This window comes from Streptomyces gamaensis, from assembly GCF_042656465.1.
Taxonomy (GTDB): domain Bacteria; phylum Actinomycetota; class Actinomycetes; order Streptomycetales; family Streptomycetaceae; genus Streptomyces; species Streptomyces gamaensis.
Window position 1 is genome coordinate 78,455 of record NZ_JBHSPB010000003.1, and the last position, 14,839, is coordinate 93,293.

The 14,839-nt window shown below is 72.3% G+C and carries 12 protein-coding genes; 3 read left to right on the forward strand and 9 right to left on the reverse strand.

Going from position 1 to position 14,839, the window contains the following annotated elements:
* Nucleotides 1-84 precede the first annotated feature (84 nt).
* On the forward strand, nt 85-996 hold the full coding sequence (locus tag ACFP1Z_RS05245) for a helix-turn-helix domain-containing protein (protein ID WP_390314694.1): 912 nt from the start codon (nt 85-87) through the stop codon (nt 994-996).
* A gap of 35 nt (nt 997-1,031) precedes the next feature.
* Here ACFP1Z_RS05245 and ACFP1Z_RS05250 read toward each other — a convergent pair whose 3' ends face one another.
* The 3 genes from ACFP1Z_RS05250 to ACFP1Z_RS05260 all read right to left on the reverse strand — a co-directional run bounded on the left by ACFP1Z_RS05250 (nt 1,032) and on the right by ACFP1Z_RS05260 (nt 4,816).
* Nucleotides 1,032-2,591 carry a polyamine aminopropyltransferase gene (locus tag ACFP1Z_RS05250; RefSeq protein WP_390314695.1) on the reverse strand — a complete coding sequence of 520 codons (1,560 nt, stop codon included), beginning with the start codon at nt 2,589-2,591 and terminating at the stop codon, nt 1,032-1,034.
* Nucleotides 2,592-2,814: 223 nt separating this feature from the next.
* Entirely contained in the window at nt 2,815-3,333 is a 519-nt protein-coding gene (locus tag ACFP1Z_RS05255; RefSeq protein ID WP_390314696.1) for a DUF2617 family protein, read from the reverse strand.
* Nucleotides 3,334-3,709: 376 nt separating this feature from the next.
* Complete coding sequence (locus tag ACFP1Z_RS05260; RefSeq protein WP_390315051.1) at nt 3,710-4,816, reverse strand: aminotransferase class I/II-fold pyridoxal phosphate-dependent enzyme; 1,107 nt, start codon at nt 4,814-4,816, stop codon at nt 3,710-3,712.
* A 425-nt stretch (nt 4,817-5,241) separates the two neighbouring features.
* On the opposite strand from ACFP1Z_RS05260, the gene ACFP1Z_RS05265 reads away from it, so the two are divergent.
* Entirely contained in the window at nt 5,242-6,456 is a 1,215-nt protein-coding gene (locus ACFP1Z_RS05265) for a hypothetical protein (protein ID WP_390314697.1), read from the forward strand.
* 16 nt (nt 6,457-6,472) lie between these two features.
* Here ACFP1Z_RS05265 and ACFP1Z_RS05270 read toward each other — a convergent pair whose 3' ends face one another.
* Together ACFP1Z_RS05270 and clpB are read right to left on the reverse strand one after the other, a co-directional pair.
* A complete protein-coding gene (locus ACFP1Z_RS05270) occupies nt 6,473-7,006 on the reverse strand; it encodes a YbjN domain-containing protein (RefSeq protein ID WP_390314698.1) in 534 nt (177 codons plus the stop codon).
* 106 nt (nt 7,007-7,112) lie between these two features.
* Nucleotides 7,113-9,746 carry an ATP-dependent chaperone ClpB gene (gene clpB / locus ACFP1Z_RS05275; protein WP_390314699.1) on the reverse strand — a complete coding sequence of 878 codons (2,634 nt, stop codon included), beginning with the start codon at nt 9,744-9,746 and terminating at the stop codon, nt 7,113-7,115.
* 195 nt (nt 9,747-9,941) lie between these two features.
* Between clpB and ACFP1Z_RS05280 the strand changes: the two genes are divergently transcribed.
* Nucleotides 9,942-10,346 carry a pyridoxamine 5'-phosphate oxidase family protein gene (locus tag ACFP1Z_RS05280; RefSeq protein ID WP_390314700.1) on the forward strand — a complete coding sequence of 135 codons (405 nt, stop codon included), beginning with the start codon at nt 9,942-9,944 and terminating at the stop codon, nt 10,344-10,346.
* Between the two features lie 70 nt (nt 10,347-10,416).
* Here ACFP1Z_RS05280 and ACFP1Z_RS05285 read toward each other — a convergent pair whose 3' ends face one another.
* Genes ACFP1Z_RS05285 through dnaK form a run of 4 tightly spaced genes read right to left on the reverse strand, consistent with a single transcriptional unit; the run spans nt 10,417 to nt 14,610 of the window.
* Nucleotides 10,417-10,884, reverse strand: coding sequence for a heat shock protein transcriptional repressor HspR (locus ACFP1Z_RS05285; RefSeq protein WP_390314701.1), 468 nt, complete (start codon nt 10,882-10,884; stop codon nt 10,417-10,419).
* Nucleotide 10,885: 1 nt separating this feature from the next.
* The gene (gene dnaJ, locus ACFP1Z_RS05290; RefSeq protein WP_390314702.1) at nt 10,886-12,040 is read right to left on the reverse strand and encodes a molecular chaperone DnaJ; all 1,155 of its coding nucleotides are present in this window, start codon (nt 12,038-12,040) and stop codon (nt 10,886-10,888) included.
* A gap of 42 nt (nt 12,041-12,082) precedes the next feature.
* On the reverse strand, nt 12,083-12,748 hold the full coding sequence (gene grpE, locus ACFP1Z_RS05295) for a nucleotide exchange factor GrpE (RefSeq protein ID WP_390314703.1): 666 nt from the start codon (nt 12,746-12,748) through the stop codon (nt 12,083-12,085).
* Nucleotides 12,745-14,610 (reverse strand): molecular chaperone DnaK, encoded by a 1,866-nt coding sequence (dnaK, locus tag ACFP1Z_RS05300; protein ID WP_390314704.1) that lies wholly within the window; start codon nt 14,608-14,610, stop codon nt 12,745-12,747. The genes grpE and dnaK overlap by 4 nt, the downstream gene beginning before the upstream one ends.
* Between the last annotated feature and the right edge of the window lie 229 nt (nt 14,611-14,839).

The following is a 14,839-nucleotide window of genomic DNA, read 5'->3' on the forward strand; positions in this document are numbered from 1 at the left end:
GGGGGGTCCGCACCGCTCGTGTGGTGCGTTGTGACCAACGTAAGCGCCGCTCCCCTGCACAACCAGGTACGCTCGGGTCTCCTCATGGTGAAAAAGCGACACCCAGAAGAAGCCCCCATCGTCGAGCTCGCCTACCGGGCCCCGCCCGGCACGCCCGCCGGCGTCGAGGTCATGTCGCTCGCGGAGCTGCGCCGCCGCGCGCCGGAGGGTTTGCTCCAGCGGCCGCAGCGGCTGGACTTCCACCAGATCGTCGCCGTGCGCTCGGGCTCGGCCGGGCACACCGTGGACTTCACCGGCTACCGGCTGGAGGAGGGCTCGGTGCTGTGGGTGCGGCCCGGGCAGGTGCAGCAGTTCGGCGCGGTCGAGGAGATCGAGGGGGTCGTGATCCTCGTCCAGCCGGGTTTCCTGCCGCCGGGTACGGCCGTCGCGGCGGTCGCGGACGATCCGTTCCGGCCGGTGCTGTGGCAGCCGGTGGACGTGGACCGGCAGGCGGTGTTCTGCGCGGTGACCCATCTGGAGGCCGATTTCGCGACGGGCGGCGGGCTGCCCGCCGACGTGCACACCGCCATCCTGCGGCACCTGCTGTCGGCGCTGGTGCTGCGGCTGGCGCACCTGACGGCGCCGGTGGGCAGCGGGATGCCCGCGCCCGGGGACGCGTTCGTCACGTTCCGGGCCGCCGTGGAGGCGCGCTTCGCCACGCGCCACAAGGTCGCCGACTACGCACGGGAGTTGGGCTACGCGCCACGCACCCTCTCCCGGGCGACGGTCGCGGCCGCCGGGGTGGGCGCGAAGGAGTTCATCGACCGGCGGGTGATGCTGGAGGCCAAGCGGCTGCTCGCGCACAGCGGGATGCCCGCGGCGCGGATCGCGCGGCGGCTCGGCTTCGACGACGCGGCGAACTTCTCCAAGTTCTTCCAGCACCGGGCCGGTTGCTCGCCCGGCGCCTTCCGTGCCGCCCTGCGCGCGGGGGCGGAACCGCCCGCCCCGGCGCCGTAGCCCTCACCGCCCGCGGCCCTCGCCATCCGCGGCTCTCACTGCCCGTAGCGCGGGTGCATCAGCGTGGACGGCAGCACGCCCGTGATCCTGCCGCGCTCGGCCCCGGCCCGCGCCTCGCGCAGCCCCCACGGGGTCAGGGCGCGCAACGGCGGCCGGTCGTCGGGCAGTCGCAGCGGTACGGGCGTACGGGCCGCGAGCACGAACCCCCAGCCGTCGCCCCGCGCGCAGCGGTCCGCGGCTCCGGCCGGGACCCGGTACGGCCGGCTCACCAGGCCCACGGAGCGCACCGTGGCGTCCACGGTCCACAGCACGCGCGGGCGGGCCCCGTCCCCGCCCGCGTGCAGCGCGAGCCGGCCGCCGGGGGCCAGCCGGCGGGCGACGAGCCCGTAGAACTCCTGCGTGTACAGCTTGGCGCCGGCCGTGCCGGCGGGGTCCGGCAGATCACAGACGACCACGTCGTACGGGGCCTCGCCGGGCCGCCGGGCCCGCAGCCACTCGAAGGCGTCGGCGCCGGCCACCCGCACCCGCGGGTCGCGGAAGGCGTCGTGGTTGAGGGCGAGGAGACCGGGGTCCGTACGGGCCAGGCGCAGGACGGCGTCGTCGAGTTCGACGACGGTGACCGAGGCGACGTCCGCGTAGCGCAGCACTTCGCGGACCGCGAGGCCGTCCCCGCCGCCGAGCACCAGGACCCGCCGGCGCGGGCCGGCCATCGCGGGGTGCACGAGCGCCTCGTGGTAGCGGGCCTCGTCCTCGCCGCTCACCCGCAGCCGCCCGTCGAGGAAGAGGGCGAGCGGCCGGCCGCTGCTGCCGCCGCCGGCGAGCACGACCTCCTGGACGTCGGACTGCACCGCGACACGCACCTCCGCCCCGTACACCGCGTGGCGCGCCGCCTGTTCGAAGGGGCCGGTGAGGGCCGAGCACACGGCGAGCACGGCCAGGAGCAGCCCGTTGGCGGCCAGCAGCAGCCAGCGGGCGCGGCGCGTCAGATCGCCCCGGAACAGCCACAGCACGAGGGCCCCGCCGGCGACCGCGTTGACCGCTCCGGTCACCAGCGCGCCCGTCAACTGCCCCAGGACCGGCAGCAGGAGGAACGGGAAGGCGAGCCCGCCGACCAGCGCCCCGACGTAGTCGGCGGCGAAGAGGTCGGCGACGGCACCGCCCGCGTCCTGGCGGCGGATGCGCTGGATGAGGGTCATCAGCAGCGGCACCTCGGCGCCGATGAGCACGCCGATGGCCAGCGAGAAGCCCACCAGGGCCGGGCGCGCCTGCCCGAGCCAGGCGAAGCACGCGTACAGCGCCATCGCCGAGAGCCCGCCGACCGCCGCGAGCAGCGCCTCGACGACGGCGAAGCCGAGCGCGGCGCGCGTACGCAGCCGTTTGGCGAGCAGCGAGCCCATGCCCATCGCGAACACCATCACGGAGAGCACCACGGATGCCTGGGTGACGGAGTCGCCGATCAAGTACGAGGCCAGCGCGACGAGTTCGAGCTCGTACACCAGCCCGCAGGCGGCGCAGACGAAGACGGTGGTCAGCACCACGAAGCGGCCGAGCCCGGCCGGTACGGGCAGCCGCGCCGGTACCGGGCGGTAGATCATGATGGGAACGCTACGTCACGGTCCGACAACCTTTTGTCACCCACACGGGTTTATTGCCTGCGAACTGCGTGCGAACCCCGGGGGGCCGGGGCAGACGGTAGAACTATGCGCGCCGCAGGGCGTGTTGGGGCGGTGCGACGCGACGCCCCGCGCACCGCAGGGGCGCGCGACACCTCGCGGGCGACCCCCGGACGGCACGCGACCCGCCACGATCCGCGCCCCGCTACAGCGACGCCGGCTGCCGCGCGCCCACCCGCGTACGGGTCGCCACCAGGCGCCCCTCCTGCGGATACGCGTGCCACGTGCGCCAGCCGACCCGCCCGTCGCAGCGCTGCGCGAGCAGCGCCGTGAAGGCGTGCGGACTGCCCGGGAAGACGCCCGCCAGCCCGTGCGGATGCTCCGCGACCAGCGCCAGCAGCTCCTGTGCCCGCCCCGCGAAGGAGCCGTGCGAGAGCGTCTCTATCCGCGCCGCGAACTCGTACTCCCACGCCCCGACCCGTTTGGCCACCCCCAGCGGCAGGGGGGTCTGGCTGCCCGGCAGACAGGCGACGGTCTCCGAGCAGACCCCGCCCTCCTCCTCCAGCAGCACCTGGTGGGAGGCGCCCAGCAGACGCAGCTGCACGAGGGAGTCGGCGAGCCTGAGATCGAGCACGGCCAGCGCGGGGAGGGGGGCCTTCCCCAGACACCAGGCCAGATCGGCGGCACGGGTATCGGTGTAGGTGGTCTTGAGGGTGGTGAGCATGGGTCGGCTCCGCAAGCACGCAGTGGAGGGTGGGCCGGCCCGCCGAGGAGGACCAGTCTCTTGCCGATCCCCTGTCCGAGGAGCGAGGAGATCACGGTCTTCGAGTGCGCCGGCTCATGCCCACAGGCGAGTGTTCCGTGGGTCCGGGGACCGTGCCGCCGGGGCCCCGGCGGGAGCCTGCGTCCGGGCACGTGTCTCTGAATGAGAGGGAATCATGGAATGAGCAGCGCTCACAGGGTTTTTACCCATCTCATAAGGCTTTCCATCCGCCCGGGGGCGGCACAGCTCAAACGTTCAACCTCCATGCGCCCGGGGGTTCTTGAGAACCCGCCGGGCGCATATGCGGTGCGCCCTGGGCCAGTTGCACATCCGTCCCTCAAGCAGCCTTCAGCAGCTTCTCCACGGCCGCCAGCACCGACTCTTCACGCTTGCAGAACGAGAAACGCACGAAATGCGAGGGCGCGTCCGGGTACAGCTGGAAGGCGCTGGTCGGAATCGCCACCACCCCGGCGCGCAGAGGGAGTTCGCGGCAGAATCGCACGCCGTCCGTGTAACCCCACGCGCGGACGTCCGCCTGCAGGAAATACCCCGCCTCCGCGCGCAGCGGGCGCAGCCCCGCGCGTGAGAGCCCCTCGCTCAGCAGATCACGGTTGCGCCGCAGCGTGCCCCTCAGCTCCGCCGCCCACGCCTCCACGCCGCCCAGCGCCCGCGCGAGCGCCTCCTGGTACGGGGTGCCCGAGGCGTAGGTGAGGAACTGCTTGGCCGCGGCCACCGCCGCCACCAGGGGCGCCGGCCCGCACACCCAGCCGACCTTCCAGCCGGTCACGTTGAAGGTCTTGCCGGCGGAGGAGATCACCAGGGTCCGCTCGCGCATCCCGGGCAGCGCGGCGAGCGGGCGGTGCACCCCCTCGTCGTAGACCAAGTGCTCGTAGACCTCGTCCGTCACGACCGTCAGCCCGTGCTCGACGCACAGCCCGGCGACAACCGCGAGCTCGGCCTCCGTGAAGACCTTGCCGGTCGGGTTGTGCGGGGTGTTGAGCAGCAGCACGCGCGTACGCGGGGTCACCGCAGCCCGCAGCGCGTCCGCGTCGAGCACGAAGCCGTCGCCGTCCTCGGCCAGCGGCACGGGCACCAGACGCGCCCCCGCGAAGCGCGCGCCCGCCGGGTAGGCGTCGTAGACGGGGTCGAAGGCGATGACCTCGTCGCCCGGGTCGCACAGCGCCAGCAGCGCGGAGGCGAGCGCCTCGGTCGCGCCCGTGGTCACCAGCACCTCGTCCTGCGGCCGGTACTCCAGCCCGTAGCGGCGCCGCTGGTGCCCGGCGACCGCCTCGCGCAGCGCCGGGAAGCCCGCCGCCGGCGGGTACTGGTTGCTGCCCGCGCGCACCGCCCCGGCCACCTCCTCCAGCAGCCCCGGCGGGCTCGGCAGCTCCGGCACGCCCTGGCCCAGGTTGACCGCGCCCGTGCGCCGCGCGAGCTCGGTCATCTCCGTGAAGACCGAGGTGCCCAGGCCCCGCACCCGCTCCGCCGGTGTGAAGCCCGTGAAGGCCGTGCAGCCGGTGTTCTCCCCGTTGTCCGTCGCGTCGTTCATCCCGTCCCCGCCTCCTGCTCCGAGCAGTCGTCCCGCGGCCGTGTCCGGCCGCGGCTCCCCCGCAATCTTCCGCGATCTTGCCGTCCGGGCACAGCACAACGGCACCCCCGCGCGCAAGAACGACACGCCGCCGTGCGCCCGAGCGGGTGGAAGGCGCACCGCTTCCGGGCGTTCCGGGTCGCGCGCGCGAGGCTTCGGCCGCATCGTCGGTATGCCGAGCCCGCCACCTCGTCCGTACCCGGGCCCGACCGGCGCAGCGCCCGGCCGGTGCGCGGCGACGGGAACACCCGGCCACGACCCGCACCGGAGGTAACCGCCCCGTGTCAGCCGACACCGCCGTGCCCGTACGACCACCCGAGCCGCGCAGAGCGGCCCTCAGCCCCCGCACCGCCCGCGCCGACCGGGTGCGCGCCGCCCTGCGCCGGGCCGCGCCCGCCCTCGGCCTGTACGCCGCGGCCCGGCTGACCGGCATGGGCCTCATGGCGGGCTGGGCCTGGTGGATCGGACGCCACCCGCGCACCCTGCTCGGCCACTCCTGGGACGGCATCTGGTACGCGGGGATCGCACGCCACGGCTACGGGCTGATCGTGCACCCGCCCACCTCGCGCCACATCGTCTTCAACGACCTCGCCTTCTTCCCGCTCTTCCCCGGTCTGCAGAGCGCGGTGGCAACCGTCCTGCCGGTGACGGTCGTCACCGCGGGGCTGCTCGTGGCCTGGAGCGCCGCCGGGGCCGCCGCTTGGGGCATCTACGCGGTCGGAGAGCGGCTGCACGGCCGGCGCGTGGCCACCCTGCTGGTGCTGCTGTGGGGACTGCTGCCGCACGCGATCGTGCAGTCGATGGCCTATACCGAGCCGCTGATGACCGCGTTCGCGGCCTGGGCGCTGTACGCGGCGATCACCGGCCGCCGGGTGTGGGCGGGAGCCCTCTCGCTGTTCGCGGGGCTCTCCCGGCCGAACGCGGTCGCCGTGGCCGCCGCCGTGTGCCTCGCGGCCGGGCTCGTGCTGTGGCGCGGCCGCGGGACCAAGGTGACGGGCGACTGGCGGCTGTGGACGGGCGCGGCCCTCGCCCCGCTCGGCTGGACCGGCTACGTGGTCTGGGCCGGCTACCGCTCCGGCTACGGGCCGCTGGGCTACTTCGAGGTGCAGCGGCTGTGGGGCTCGCGCTTCGACTTCGGGCGGGACGCGCTGAAGTTCCTGCGCCACCTGATCATCGCCCGGGACGCGCTCGCCTACTACGTGACGGTGGCGATCCTGCTGTTCGCGCTCGTCGCCCTGGTGCTGCTGGCCCTGGACCGGCCGCCGACGGCGGTCCTCGTCTACGCGGTGGTGCTCACCGTCATCGCGGTCGGCGGCTCCAGCTACTTCGCGTCCAAGCCGCGCTTCCTGCTGCCGGCCTTCCCTCTGCTGCTGCCGGCGGCGCTGGCCATGGCGAGAGCCCGGCCGCGCACCGTCGTGGTGACGGTCACCGCGCTGGCCGGGCTCTCGTTCTTCTACGGGACGTACCTGCTGACGGTCGCCCGCATGCCCATGTGAGGCGCTGGCCTTTCGGCTACGCCTCGTCGTCCGGCTTGTCCTCGCCGGACTCGGCGTCGGCCTCCAGGCCCAGCGCCTCCAGCAGCCACTTGTCGAACTCGATCGAGGCGCGCACCCAGCTGACGGTGCTGGAGACGAAGTGCTCCAGCGAGACGCCCGTGCCGATGAGCATCTGCGCCTCACCGATCAGCCGGACGGTGCCGTCGTCGTGGGTGTGGGTGTAGACCTTCGGCCACAGGGTGCGGCGGTTCCAGTCGTCGATGGCCTCCAGCAGGCGGCCCTTGCCGTCGATGGCGTGCGGCCGGTCGTAGAACGTACGGACCGAGAAGACCTGCTGCTCGGCCTCGCCGCGGAACATGAAGTACGTACGGAACTGCTCCCACGGTGCGGCGAGGTCCCCCTCGTCGTCCACGACGTACTTCAGCTCCATCTGCTCCAGGAGCTGCTTGACCAGGTCCTGGTCGGGGATGACCGGGCCGGCCGGTCCCGTCTCGTTCGGCTCGGGCTGCTGTCCCCCGAAATTCGGAATCCCGGACGGGTCGATGCTCACCGTGTATTTCCCTTCGTACGGATGCCGCCATCCTCCCCCACACCCGCCCCCGCCCCGCAACCCCTGCAGCGCACGCGCGCTACAGGGGCGGGCACACGGGCGCCGCTCACGCCGCCCTGACCGCCGTCACCGACAGTCCCTCGTCCTCGCCGGACGCCCGGTCCACGCGGACGGTGTCGCCGTCGCGGACCTCACCGGCGAGGATCGCGCGGGCGAGCCGGTCGCCGATCGCGCTCTGCACCAGGCGGCGCAGCGGCCGGGCCCCGTAGCTGAGGTCGGGCAGGGCGCCGTCCGGCGTGTCGTGGCCGAGGGTGGCCAGCCAGCGCAGGGCGGCGGGGGTGACATCGAGCGTCAGACGGCGCTCGGCGAGCCGGCGCTGGAGGTGGTCGATCTGGATGCCGGCGATGGCCTCCAGCTGGTCGGTGCCCAGCGGGTGGAAGACCACGAGGTCGTCGAGCCGGTTGAGGAACTCGGGCCGGAAGGAGGCCCGGACCGTCTCCAGGACCTTCGCGCGCTTCTGCTCCTCCTTCAGCAGCGGGTCGACCAGGAACATCGAGCCCAGGTTGGAGGTGAGGATGAGGATGGCGTTGCGGAAGTCGACGGTGCGGCCCTGGCCGTCGGTGAGCCGGCCGTCGTCGAGGACCTGGAGCAGGATGTCGAAGACCTCGTGGTGGGCCTTCTCCACCTCGTCCAGCAGCACCACCGAGTACGGGCGGCGGCGCACGGCCTCGGTGAGCTGGCCGCCCTCCTCGTAGCCGACATAGCCGGGCGGGGCGCCGACGAGCCGGGCCACCGAGTGCTTCTCGCTGTACTCGCTCATGTCGATACGGACCATGGCCCGCTCGTCGTCGAAGAGGAAGTCCGCGAGCGCCTTGGCCAGTTCGGTCTTGCCGACACCGGTGGGGCCGAGGAAGAGGAAGGAGCCGGTGGGCCGGTCGGGGTCGGCGATCCCGGCGCGGGAGCGGCGCACGGCGTCGGAGACGGCGCGCACGGCCTCGGCCTGGCCGATGAGCCGCTTGCCGAGCTCGTCCTCCATGCGCAGCAACTTCTGCGTCTCGCCCTCCAGCAGCCGGCCGGCGGGGATGCCCGTCCAGGAGGCGACGACGTCGGCGATGTCGTCCGGGCCGACCTCCTCCTTGACCATCAGGTCCTTCGCCTCCGCCTCCGCTTCGGCCTCGGCCTCGGCGGCGGCCTCCAGCTCCCGCTCCAGGGTGGGGATCTCGCCGTAGAGCAGCTTGGAGGCGGTGTCGAAGTCGCCGTCGCGCTGGGCGCGTTCGGCCTGCCCGCGCAGGTCGTCCAGGCGCTCCTTGAGCTCGCCCACGCGGTTGAGGGACTGCTTCTCCTTCTCCCAGCGCGCCGTCAGCCCGCGCAGCTCCTCCTCCTTGTCGGCCAGGTCGCGGCGCAGCTTCTCCAGGCGCGCCTTGCTGGCCTCGTCGACCTCCTTCGACAGGGCCAGCTCCTCCATCTTCAACCGGTCGACGGCGCGCTGGAGTTCGTCGATCTCCACGGGCGAGGAGTCGATCTCCATGCGCAGCCGGGAGGCGGCCTCGTCGACGAGGTCGATGGCCTTGTCGGGCAGGAAGCGGGAGGTGATGTAGCGGTCGGAGAGGGTGGCGGCGGCGACGAGGGCGGCGTCGGCGATCTGCACCTTGTGGTGCGCCTCGTAACGGCCCTTCAGCCCGCGCAGGATCGCGATGGAGTCCTCCACGGAGGGCTCGGCGACCAGGACCTGCTGGAAGCGGCGCTCCAGGGCGGGGTCCTTCTCGATGCGCTCGCGGTACTCGTCGAGCGTCGTCGCGCCGACCATGCGCAGCTCGCCGCGCGCGAGCATGGGCTTGAGCATATTGCCCGCGTCCATCGCCGAGTCGCCGCCGGCGCCCGCGCCGACGACGGTGTGCAACTCGTCGATGAACGTGATGATCTGGCCCTCGCTGGACTTGATCTCCGCGAGGACGGTCTTGAGCCGCTCCTCGAACTCGCCGCGGTACTTCGCGCCCGCGACCATCGCGCCCAGGTCGAGGGAGACCAGCCGCTTGTTCTTCAGGGACTCGGGGACGTCGCCCTTGACTATGCGCTGCGCGAGCCCCTCGACGACCGCTGTCTTGCCGACGCCGGGCTCGCCGATGAGCACCGGGTTGTTCTTCGTGCGCCGCGAGAGGACCTGCACCACGCGCCGGATCTCGGTGTCCCGCCCGATCACCGGGTCGAGGCGGCCCTCGCGGGCGGCGGCCGTGAAGTCCGTACCGAACTTCTCCAGCGCCTTGTACGTGCCCTCCGGGTCCGGCGTCGTCACGCGCCGGCCGCCGCGCGCGGCCTCGAACGCCGTCAGCAGCCGCTTGGCGGACGCGCCCTGCTGCCGCAGCAGTTCACCGGTCCGCCCGCCCTTGTCCGCGAGCGCGATCAGCAGGTGCTCGGTGGAGATGAAGCTGTCGCCCAGGTCGCGGGCGCGCTGCGAGGCGTCCGCGATGACGGCCAGCGTCTCGCGGTCGGGCTGCGGCGGGGCGACCGTCGAACCCTGCACGCTCGGCATGCCCGCCAGCTGCCGCTCGGCCCCCGAGCGCAGCGCGGCCGCGTCGGCCTCGACCGCGGCCAGCAGATCCATGATGTTCTCGTTGTCCTGCCCGGCCAGCAGCGCCAGCAGCAGATGCGCGGGCGTCATGTCGGCGTGCCCCGCGGACACCGCCCGCTCCCCGGCGCTGTTCAGCGCCTCCCGACTCCTGTTCGTCAGCTCGGCATCCACGACTGTGCGCTCCTCTGCTCTCCGGCCCGGCCGGCCTTGCCTGGGACAACGTCCAATAAGTTGAGCCTATTCCACTCAACCTTGGCGGCGCTACCAACCAAAGTGGACATTTCCCATGATCCAGCCTGAGCCGGGGATCCGCTCCCCCGACGACCACCGCGCCGAACGCCCGGACCACGCACTACGCTGCCGCGCATGGCCCAGGACCTGCGCGACCCCGACCCCGCCTACCTCGACTTCTGGCGCGAGCGGCACCTCTGCTCCCTCACCACCCTGCGCCCCGACGGCACCCCGCACGTCGTCCCCGTGGGCGCCACGTACGACCCGGACACCCGCACCGCGCGCGTCATCACCCGCAAGACCAGCCGCAAGGTCACCAATGTGCTGGCAGCCGGCTCGGCCGGGGCGCCCGTCGCCCTCTGCCAGTTCGAGGGCCCGCGCTGGGCGACCCTGGAGGGCACGGCGGTCGTACGCACCGACGCGCCCGCCGTCGCCGACGCGGTGGCCCGCTACGCGGAGCGCTACGGCCGTACGCCCCGCCCCAACCCGGAGCGGGTCCTGATAGAGATCACGGTCACCCGGGCCCTGGGCAACGTCTGAACCCGGCACGCCCCGCAACGCACGGTGCCCGCCACCCGGTCACGGGTGACGGGCACCGCCGTCCGGGAGCTCAGCGCTCCTGGTCGCGTCTGGGCCGCCAGACCACCAGCGCGCTCGCCTGCTGCACATCCTGGTAGGGCACCAGGTCGCGCCGGTAGGAGGCGTGCACGGCGGCCTCGCGCTGGCGCATGGCCGTGGCGGCGCCCTCGACCGCGCCCTGGAGCTCGGCGATGCGCTCCTGGAGCGCGGCCACCTGGTTCTCCAGCTCGATGATGCGCTTGATCCCGGCCAGGTTGACGCCCTCGTCCTGGCTCAACTGCGTGACCTGCCGCAGCAGTTGGATGTCACGCGCCGAATAGCGCCGGCCGCGCCCGGCCGTACGGTCCGGGGAGACCAGGCCGAGGCGGTCGTACTGACGCAGCGTCTGCGGATGCAGCCCCGAGAGCTGGGCCGCGACGGAGATGACATAGACCGGCGACTCGTCGGTCAGCTCGTAAGGGTTCGGTCCTTCGCCGAAGCGTCGTCGTCGGCCGTCCATCTCATGCTCCCTTCGCGGCCTGGAACAGCTCTGCCCGCGGATCCTCACCCGCCGTCGCCGCGCGGTAGGCCTCCAGGGCCTCCCGCGCCGTGCCGTCGAGCGTCGTCGGGACGGTCACCTCGACGGTGATCAGCAGATCGCCGCGGGTGCCGTCCTTGCGCACCGCGCCCTTGCCGCGGGCGCGCATCGTCCGCCCGTTGGGCGTGCCGGGCGGCAGCTTGAGCGTCACCGGCGGGCCGCCGAGCGTGGGCACCTTCACCTCGCCGCCGAGGGCGGCCTCGGGGAGGGTGACCGGCACGGTCACGGTGAGATTGTCGCCCTTGCGCCCGAAGACCGGGTGCGTGCCGACGTGCACCACGACGTACAGGTCGCCGTTGGGGCCGCCGCGCTCGCCCGGGGCTCCCTTGCCGCGCAGCCGGATCCGCTGCCCGTCGGTGACCCCCGGCGGGATACGGACCTGCATGGTGCGCGAGGAGGTGGCCCGTCCGCTGCCCTTGCAGGTCTCGCACGGGTTCTCCGGGATCAGCCCGCGGCCCTTGCAGTCCGGGCAGGGGTCGGTCAGCGAGAAGCCGCCGCCCGAGCCGTGGGAGACCTGCCCGGTGCCCACGCAGGTCGGGCAGACCCGCGGCGTACCGTTTTTGTCGCCCGTGCCGGAGCACGCCTTGCACGCCGCCGAGGAGGACATCCGCAGCGGGACCGTGGCCCCGTCCACCGCCTCGGTGAAGCTCAGCGACACCTCGGACTCGATGTCCTGGCCACGCCGCGGCTGGGTACGGGTGCCCGTGCCGCGGTTGAACAGGCCGCCGAAGACATCGCCCAGACCGCCGCCGAAGCCGCCGCCCTGGGCGCCCCCGAAGAGGTCGCCCAGGTCGAAGTTGAACGAGCCGCCGCCGCCCGGACCGGGGCGGAAGCCCCCGTTGCCGAACAGCGCGCGGGCCTCGTCGTACTCCTTGCGGCGCTTGGGGTCGGCGAGGACGTCGGCCGCCTCGGAGATCTCCTTGAAGCGCTCCTCGGCCTTGGCATCGCCCTTGTTGGCGTCCGGGTGGTACTCGCGGGCGAGCTTCCGGTACGCCTTCTTGATCTCCGCCTCGGTGGCGTCCTTGGGGACGCCGAGGACCTTGTAGTAGTCCTTCTCCACGTAGTCCTTGGTGCTCACCGCCGGCGTCCCTCCTCCCTGTCCCTGCGGTCGGTCATCGCGTCAGCCCTTTTCCGGGCCACCGCTCTCCTCGTCGCCGGCCGCCTCCGGGGCGTCCGCCGCCTCCTGGCCCTTGGCCTGCACGCCCGGCTGCGGCTCGGCGACCGCGACCCGCGCGGGGCGGATGGTGCGCTCGCCGAGACGGTACCCCGGCTGCAGAATCTGCACGCACGTGGTCTCGGTGACGTCCGGGGCGTAGGAGTGCATCAGGGCCTCGTGCACCAGCGGGTCGAAGGGCTCGCCCTCCTTGCCGAACTGCTGCAGCCCCATCTTCGCGACGACCGTCTCCAGGGACTCGGCCACCGACTTGAAGCCGCCCACGAGCTCGCCGTGGTCACGGGCGCGGCCGATGTCGTCGAGCGTGGGCAGGAGCTCGGCCAGGAGGTTCGCGACGGCGACCTCCTTGACCGCGGCCCGGTCCCGCTCGACGCGCCGGCGGTAGTTCTGGTACTCGGCCTGGAGCCGCTGGAGGTCCGCCGTGCGCTCGTTGAGCGCGGACTGGGCCTGGTCCAGCTGGGCCTTGAGGCCGACCTCGACGAGTTCCTCCCCGGCCGGGGCCGCCGGGCCCGCCTGCTCGGCGGACTCGGCGGCCTGCGCCGCGTCGTCAGGGGTCGCGGCGTCCGAAGGGCCGTCAGGCTTCTCGTCGAAACCCGGGGTCTCCTCCGTCACGCCGACGCACCACCCTTGGGCTTCTCGTCGTCGACGATCTCGGCGTCGACCACGTCGTCCTCGGCCTTGGGCTGCTGCTGCGCGCCGCCCGCGGCGCCGGCACCGGCACCGGCGGCGCCCTGCGCGGCCTGGGCGTCGGCGTACATGGCCTGGCCCAGCTTCTGGCTGACGGTGGCGACCTTCTCGATCGCGGTGCGGATCTCGGCCGTGTCCTCGCCCTTGAGCTTCTCCTTCAGCTCGGCGACGGCGGTCTCGACCTCGGTCTTCACCTCGGCCGGCACCTTGTCCTCGTTGTCCTTGAGGAACTTCTCCGTCTGGTAGACGAGCTGCTCGCCCTGGTTGCGGGACTCGGCGGCCTCGCGGCGCTTGTGGTCCTCCTCCGCGTACTTCTCGGCCTCCTCGCGCATGCGGTCGACCTCGTCCTTCGGCAGCGAGGAGCCGCCGGTGACGGTCATCTTCTGCTCCTTGCCCGTGCCCAGGTCCTTGGCGGTCACGTGCATGATGCCGTTGGCGTCGATGTCGAAGGAGACCTCGATCTGCGGGACGCCGCGCGGGGCCGGCGGCAGACCGGTCAGCTCGAACATGCCGAGCTTCTTGTTGTAGGCCGCGATCTCACGCTCGCCCTGGTAGACCTGGATCTGCACGGACGGCTGGTTGTCCTCGGCCGTCGTGAAGATCTCGGAGCGCTTGGTCGGGATCGTGGTGTTGCGCTCGATCAGCTTGGTCATGATGCCGCCCTTGGTCTCGATACCGAGGGACAGCGGGGTGACGTCGAGCAGCAGGACGTCCTTGACCTCGCCCTTGAGGACACCGGCCTGGAGCGAGGCGCCGATGGCGACGACCTCGTCCGGGTTCACGCCCTTGTTGGCCTCCTTGCCGCCGGTCAGCTCCTTGACGAGCTCGGCGACGGCGGGCATGCGGGTGGAACCGCCGACCAGGACCACGTGGTCGATCTCGGACAGGCTGATGCCCGCGTCCTTGATGACGTTGTGGAACGGGGTCTTGCAGCGCTCCAGCAGGTCCGCGGTCAGCTGCTGGAACTGGGCGCGGGTGAGCTTCTCGTCCAGGTGCAGCGGGCCCTCGGCGGAGGCCGTGATGTAGGGCAGGTTGATCGAGGTCTCGGTGGACGAGGACAGCTCGATCTTCGCCTTCTCGGCGGCCTCGCGCAGACGCTGCAGCGCCATCTTGTCCTTGGACAGGTCGACGCCGTGGCCGCCCGCGAACTGCTTGACCAGGTAGTCGACGACGCGCTGGTCCCAGTCGTCACCACCGAGGTGGTTGTCACCGTTGGTGGCCTTGACCTCGACGACGCCGTCGCCGATCTCCAGCAGCGAGACGTCGAAGGTGCCGCCACCGAGGTCGAAGACGAGAATGGTCTGGTCGTCCTTGTCGAGACCGTAGGCCAGGGCGGCGGCCGTCGGCTCGTTGACGATCCGCAGGACGTTCAGGCCCGCGATCTCGCCGGCCTCCTTGGTGGCCTGGCGCTCGGAGTCGTTGAAGTACGCCGGGACGGTGATGACCGCGTCGGTGACCTTCTCGCCCAGGTAGGCCTCGGCGTCCCGCTTCAGCTTCTGCAGGATGAAGGCGCTGATCTGCTGGGGGTTGAAGTCCTTGCCGTCGAGGTTGATCTTCCAGTCGGTGCCCATGTGGCGCTTGACCGAGCGGATCGTCCGGTCGACGTTGGTGACGGCCTGGCGCTTGGCGACCTCGCCGACGAGCACCTCACCGTTCTTCGCGAAGGCGACGACGGACGGCGTGGTCCTGGCGCCCTCGGCGTTGGTGATGACGGTGGGCTCACCGCCTTCGAGAACACTGACGACGGAGTTCGTCGTACCCAGGTCGATGCCGACCGCACGTGCCATGTCGATTCCTCCAGCTGACTTGAGTGGAACAGACTCAAGGGTGCAACAGCGATCCGAGGGTGTCAACAGACATGAGTCGGTCCCGCTCAACTTTCGTGACCGCGGCCAACCGCGACCCCGTCCCCGAAAAGGGTGGCCTGCGCGACGCATATCACCGGCAAGGCGGGTTCATGGGCTCTTGATTCCTGGGTAGTGTCGGCGAAGACCGGATAAGTTACTGCCTGGTAAT

Bases quoted from the DNA above. Each gene is read 5' to 3' on its own strand.
- ACFP1Z_RS05260 (WP_390315051.1), bottom strand. From the start codon at position 4,816: ATGACCGAGCTCGCGCGGCGCACGGGCGCGGTCAACCTGGGCCAGGGC.
- ACFP1Z_RS05245 (WP_390314694.1), top strand. From the start codon at position 85: ATGGTGAAAAAGCGACACCCAGAAGAAGCCCCCATCGTCGAGCTCGCC.
- ACFP1Z_RS05285 (WP_390314701.1), bottom strand. From the start codon at position 10,884: ATGGACGGCCGACGACGACGCTTCGGCGAAGGACCGAACCCTTACGAG.
- ACFP1Z_RS05255 (WP_390314696.1), bottom strand. From the start codon at position 3,333: ATGCTCACCACCCTCAAGACCACCTACACCGATACCCGTGCCGCCGAT.
- ACFP1Z_RS05250 (WP_390314695.1), bottom strand. From the start codon at position 2,591: ATGATCTACCGCCCGGTACCGGCGCGGCTGCCCGTACCGGCCGGGCTC.
- dnaK (WP_390314704.1), bottom strand. From the start codon at position 14,610: ATGGCACGTGCGGTCGGCATCGACCTGGGTACGACGAACTCCGTCGTC.
- ACFP1Z_RS05280 (WP_390314700.1), top strand. From the start codon at position 9,942: ATGGCCCAGGACCTGCGCGACCCCGACCCCGCCTACCTCGACTTCTGG.